At 44.7% G+C, this 503-nt stretch carries 1 pseudogene; it reads right to left on the bottom strand.

Annotated features, from left to right (window positions below):
• Positions 1-503 (bottom strand): annotated as a pseudogene (locus ACFIO3_RS15930) (phage tail protein); the annotation flags it as partial.

Here is a 503-nt window from a genome sequence, read left to right as displayed (position 1 = left end):
TCACGACGCAAATAAGCCTTCCCATCGCAAATTAACCAATCCTTTGGAATCCCGCGCATGCCAAACGTTCCTATAAAACCCGTAGGATAAAGACTGCTTTCTTCTTCTTCTAAAGGGAGTGGGGTAGGATTAACGAGATGCCAATGATCCCCATTATAAACCAATGTATAAATGCACCCTTCTTGGAGTTCGCCCCCTGATAAAGGACCAACCCCTAATTCTGTTGCTTTATAAACCGGCTTGCCATCTAAAGCATTTAAGACAATCGTGGTTGCTCCAACATTCCTGCTCGTCGCCATAAAGCGCAAAACAATACCATTCTGATAATCTAAAAACTGTGAGGTGCTTGCAAGTCTTATCACACTCGTTTGTTGAACATGATCATTGGTAACAATCCCTTCAAGCGCACCACCCGTATCCGATAAATATTCCTTTACGCGCTGCATCATCACACGGGCGCTCGTGTTCACACTGCTAGGATGCTGTCCCTCTGACCAATCAAT

Source organism: Bartonella sp. AD328YNZD, from assembly GCF_042196425.1.
This window is presented reverse-complemented; position numbering and strand designations above follow the sequence as displayed.